Genomic DNA, 5,120 nt, shown 5'->3' on the forward strand with positions numbered 1-5,120 from the left:
ATTAAATTCTAAAACTAGATTGCTAGATTTTACTTTTGTCTTTATCTTTAAATTTTTAAAAATTTCTTGTAAATTTGATAGTTTTTTACTCATTTCCTCAGAAATTTTTGGCTTTTTGTCTTTTATCTCTTCCTTATTTTTTATCTTTTTTACTAAAATTTCTGTGTCTCTAACGCTTAGCTTTTGACCAATAATCGTATCAACAACCATCTTTTCTTCTTCAGTACTAAGTCCAACTATAACTTTAGCGTGACCTTGCGTTAGCTTATCTTCTTGTAAAAGTTTTTGTGTGTAGTCGCTAAGAAGTAAAAGCCTCATCGTATTTGTTATTTGAGTTCTACTTTTATGAATGATATTTGCCAAGCCATCTTGTGTGATCTTATACTCATTTATGAGCTCTTTATACGACTTTGCAAGTTCGATTGGATTTAAATTTTCACGTTGGATATTTTCGATAAGCGCAAGCTCTCTTAAATTTTGAGACTTGATATCAGCGATGATTGCCTTTATCTTGCTTGCTCCAAGCATCTTTGTAGCGCGGTATCTGCGCTCGCCAGCTATTAACATATAGCCATCATCTTTTTTGATGACGATTATTGGCTGGATCAGTCCGTGCCTTTTAATACTGGCACTTAGCTCTTTTAAAGCTTCCTCGTCAAAATGTGTTCTTGGCTGGTATGGGTTTGGTAAAATTTCATCTATATTTATCTCTTCGACTATCTCAGAGTCATTTAAATTTGCAATCTCTTTGCTGTAGGCTTGCTCTACATCTTCAAGTATCGCGCTAAGTCCTCGCCCTAATCCACCTTTTTTAGCCATTTTTTTCCTTATTTTTTAGTTTAAAATACAATATGCCAAATTTTGATACGCGATCGAGCCAGGCGATTTTATATCATAAAGTATCACTGGCTTACCAAAACTTGGGCTTTCAGCAAGTTTCACATTTCTTGGAACGACCACAAATTCATCCTTGCTGTCTTTACTTTTAAAGAGCTTGTTTTCAAAATGCTGTTTTAAATTTGCAATTGTCTCTTTTGAGAGATTATTTTGCGAACTAAACATAGTCGGCAAAAAGCCCTTTATATTTAGCTTTGGATTTATTGTCTTCTTAATAATCTTAACCGTATTTAAAATTTGAGCCAAGCCTTCAAGTGCGTAAAATTCACATTGAATCGGGATGATAACACTATCACTTGCACTAAGAGCATTTATCGTGATGCTACCAAGTGCTGGAGGACTATCGATGATGATAAAATCATAGTCGTTTACAACTTCTGAAATTTTATTTTTAAGGATTAGTTTATAATCCTTATTTTGATCGTTAAATTCTTGCTCGATGCCGACAAGTCCAATGTTTGATGGAGCTAAAAAAAGTGTTGGGATCTCAGTTTTTAACACGATTTGCGAGAGCTTTTTTCTATCTGTTAATACGTGATAGATATTAAACTCATAGTCACTTCTGCTAAAACCAAGTCCAGTCGTCGCGTTTGCCTGTGGATCGATGTCTATTAATAATACTTTTTTCTCAGCAACTGCCAGCGATGCAGCTAAATTTACGGCTGTTGTGGTCTTGCCAACGCCGCCTTTTTGATTAGCTATTGTTATTATCTCGCTCATCTTAACGAATATACCTTTTCCCCGTTTAATAATATCGCTCCATCCTCGCAAATTTCAGCATCCTGAAGCGAAACAGCTCTATTTGCAATATGCGTAATAAAACTTTTTGACTTGCAAAAGTCTATCCTAAATTTGCTAAAAATTGGCTTCCATAAAATCTTTTTATCAAGCATGCTAACAAAGCCCCAAACCAGCTCATCTACGCTAGCTTTTATGTCTAAAATGCCCGCATTTTCGGGCGCGCTAGCTAAATTTATCCCCATGCCACAAATGTAAATTTCATCCACTTTATTTGTCAAAGTGCCACCTATTTTGCGCTCATCCACGTAAAAATCATTTGGCCATTTTAGCCAGCATTTTGAGCCAAGCTCACTCAAGACTTCACGCATCAACATAGAAAAATATATCGAGATCGAGGGCGGAGGTATGTCGCTTGGCAGTTCATCTTCACTTATGCAAAATGACATAAACAAATTTCCACCAAGCCCATCCCAGCTGTTGCCACGGCTGCCGACCCCTTTTGTTTGATTGTACGCCACGACCATGTGCGGAGGCTTTATCTCGCCGTTTTTTAGGGCATCTATCAAAAATTCCTGCGTCGAAGGCAGGCTTTGGATAAACTCAACCTTCAAATCACACCTTAAATTTATAGAAGTGATTTACCGGATTTTGTCCGCCGCCAATGATGACTGCGTTTTTAATAGCATTAAAGATATAATCATGCGCATTTTTCACGCTCTCTTTTAAACTATAGTCATTTGCTAAATTTGAAGCGATCGCGCTTGATAGCGAGCAGCCTGAGCCATGTGTCGCAGTCGTTTTTATGCGCTCATCGCTAAAGATTTCATACTCGCTGCCATCATAAAATATATCAAGCGACTTGCCGTCAAGCTCGCCACACTTTAGATAAACGCTCTTTGTGCCAAATTTCAAAAGCTCCTTGCAAGCCTCTTTTAGCTCGCTCTCGCCCTTTAGCTCACGCTTTAAAATTTCACGTGCTTCAAAGATATTTGGCGTGATCACGCTAGCAAGCGGGAAAAGCTCCTCTACGATCGCGTCTTTTGCAGCGCCTTCTAGCCAGATATCGCCATTTTTACAGCTCATAACAGGATCAAGCACGACTGGTGGTAAATTTTTGATCTCTCTTAGCGTTTTTGCGACGCTTTTGATGATCTCAACGCTTGGGACGACGCCTATTTTTATCACATCAACTCTTATATCATCAAATATCGCCTTGATCTGATCCTCGATGAGCTTAGTATCAACTAGCTGCATGCCAAATATGCCCTTTGTATTTTGAGCAGTGACCGCCGTAATCGCTCCCATCGCATAGATGCCGTGTGCTATAAAGACCTTTATATCAGCTAAAACTCCAGCTCCGCCGCTTGGATCAACGCCTGCTATACTTAGCGCATTTTTCATATTTTCTCCTATTAAATTTTGATTATTACTCTATTTTGTCGCCAACACTAAGACGCTTACCATTTATATATGCTTTTGCGTTTGTTGGCTTTTTGCTTGGCTCTTGAAGCTCGTAAATTTTGACCGCGCCACCCTTGCAAGCAACCACAGCGTGATCTTTTTCTATGCTTAAAATTTCTCCGCTTTTGCCACTTTTTTCGCTTAGTCCAAGTGATAAAATTTTTAGCCCACTTGCTAGATAAATCCCTGGCCAAGGTGTGAGCGCGCGAAATTTATTATAAATTTGCCCCGCCTCTTCATCAAAGCTAAAAAGTCCGTCGCTTTTACTTATTTTTTTGCAGTGCGTAGCTTGTGTGTCATCTTGCTTTTGTGGTTTAAAATTTTCAAAATTCTTAAGCACTTTTACGATTAGCTCGCCGCCAAGCTCGCCTAGCTCACTAAAAAGCTCGCTTGACATCTTATTTTCGCAAGGCGTGTAGATGAAGTCTAGTATATCGCCAGTGTCAAGCCCAGCATCCATTAGCATAGCTGTGACGCCAGTTTGCTTCTCGCCTGCTAGGATCGCGCTTTGTATAGGGCTCGCACCTCTATATTTTGGCAAGATAGAAGCGTGTAAATTTATACAAGTCGCCACGTCAAGCACGCTTTGGGGCAAAATTTTGCCATAAGCTGCCACCACGATAAATTTAGGCTCAAATGCCTTTAGCTCGGCAACCACCGCCTCATCTTTTAGCGTATTTGGTGTAAGCACTGGCACGCCTACTAGCTCATTTTGAGCGTAAATTTTCACCTCACTTGGGGTTAAAATTTGCTTTCTGCCAACTGGCTTATCAGGCTGGGTAAAGACCGCTTTTATGTTAAAGCCAGCCTCTTTTAGATGCCTAAGTATCCTAACAGCATAATCAGGCGTTCCCATAAAAACTATATTCATTCTTTTCCTCTCAAGCTAAATATCATATTTTTGCTCTCGTTTTTTAAACGCTTCCTTGCCGCCCTCAAGTTTTAGCAAATCTTCCCTATGGTTTAAATCTTCTATAGTAAAAGAGGTGCTAGTGCTAAATCCATCAATATTCTCTAATTTTACAATAAGCTCTGCATCGGCATTTAATACAAAATTAGCATTGTGAGTCGCAAAAATAATTTGCCTACCGTTCTTTTGTTGTTTAATTAATTCAACCAAGTAATCTGCTATAAGCAAGCTATCTAAATGCGTTTCTGGCTCATCTATTATAATTGGGTTATTTCCAAGAGAAAGTAGTATTACTATAACCGCAGTGCACCTTTGACCAAACGAAGATCGTTCTAATTCTTTATTATCATATAAAACTTTTAAAATTATATATTGATTAATATCTCTTAAATGTTTTTCGATAAGCAGTTTATATATTTCAAAATTTAAATCTAAAGAAAAAATATCGATTAAAATATCATACGACTTTGAGTTCCTGTATGAAATGGATTTGATAAATTCTTGAGCATTCTTAGACTTTAATACACTATTGTATCCAGCCTCTCGCAAATAATCTCTTGAAGTATTAGATATTTTTTGATTAAATATTTTTAGGAATTCATCAATAACATTATCTATAATATTGTCTTCCAAGAAGTAACGCACTTGTATATTTTTAACATTTTGAGGGTTACTGTTTGCTATGCCTGCAAAGTACCTATTGATTTTGGAGATTTCTTCCTCTATACTATTTTTAAAATCATTTACATAGCCATCAATATCTGCAACCAAAAATTCTCCTATCTCTTGTTCGATACTACTCATTCGATCATTGAAAGATTTTATTTCAGTTTCGATATTGGAAACATTTGATATTGCTTTTTTTAGATCATTTATATTTTCAAGAGTATAACCCATACTATTTAAATAGGTGTCTATACTGTTTTTAAGTTCACCAATCTTTTGCTCTATGTCGCACAATCTTATTTCGTCTTCATCAAACGATATGTTTTGATACTTATCAAGCACTGATTTTAATTCATCCCTTAATGATTCACAAGACTTTTTATAAGTATTATCGTGTGTCCAAGTATCAGAGGATTCGTCTTTATCTAAAAATTTTAATTCAATT

6 protein-coding genes are annotated in these 5,120 nt (G+C 36.9%); all 6 read right to left on the minus strand.

Going from position 1 to position 5,120, the window contains the following annotated elements; genetic code table 11:
* On the minus strand, positions 1-819 hold an 819-nt coding region (locus FZ949_RS03560; protein WP_148790145.1), incomplete at its 3' end, for a ParB/RepB/Spo0J family partition protein.
* A 15-nt stretch (positions 820-834) separates the two neighbouring features.
* On the minus strand, positions 835-1,617 hold the full coding sequence (locus FZ949_RS03565; protein WP_103580395.1) for a ParA family protein: 783 nt from the start codon (positions 1,615-1,617) through the stop codon (positions 835-837).
* Positions 1,614-2,249 carry a biotin--[acetyl-CoA-carboxylase] ligase gene (locus FZ949_RS03570; RefSeq protein ID WP_103580394.1) on the minus strand — a complete coding sequence of 212 codons (636 nt, stop codon included), beginning with the start codon at positions 2,247-2,249 and terminating at the stop codon, positions 1,614-1,616. Before FZ949_RS03570 ends, FZ949_RS03565 begins: the two co-directional genes overlap by 4 nt.
* Before the next feature lies 1 nt (position 2,250).
* Positions 2,251-3,039: a bifunctional hydroxymethylpyrimidine kinase/phosphomethylpyrimidine kinase gene (gene thiD / locus FZ949_RS03575; protein ID WP_103580393.1), complete on the minus strand. Its 789-nt coding sequence runs from the start codon at positions 3,037-3,039 to the stop codon at positions 2,251-2,253.
* 25 nt (positions 3,040-3,064) lie between these two features.
* A complete protein-coding gene (fmt, locus tag FZ949_RS03580; RefSeq protein WP_148790141.1) occupies positions 3,065-3,970 on the minus strand; it encodes a methionyl-tRNA formyltransferase in 906 nt (301 codons plus the stop codon).
* A 15-nt stretch (positions 3,971-3,985) separates the two neighbouring features.
* Positions 3,986-5,120 (minus strand): AAA family ATPase (locus FZ949_RS03585; protein ID WP_187424703.1); only part of this gene is annotated, 1,135 nt, incomplete at its 5' end.

It is taken from the genome of Campylobacter concisus (assembly GCF_902460545.1).
GTDB lineage: Bacteria > Campylobacterota > Campylobacteria > Campylobacterales > Campylobacteraceae > Campylobacter_A > Campylobacter_A concisus_AE.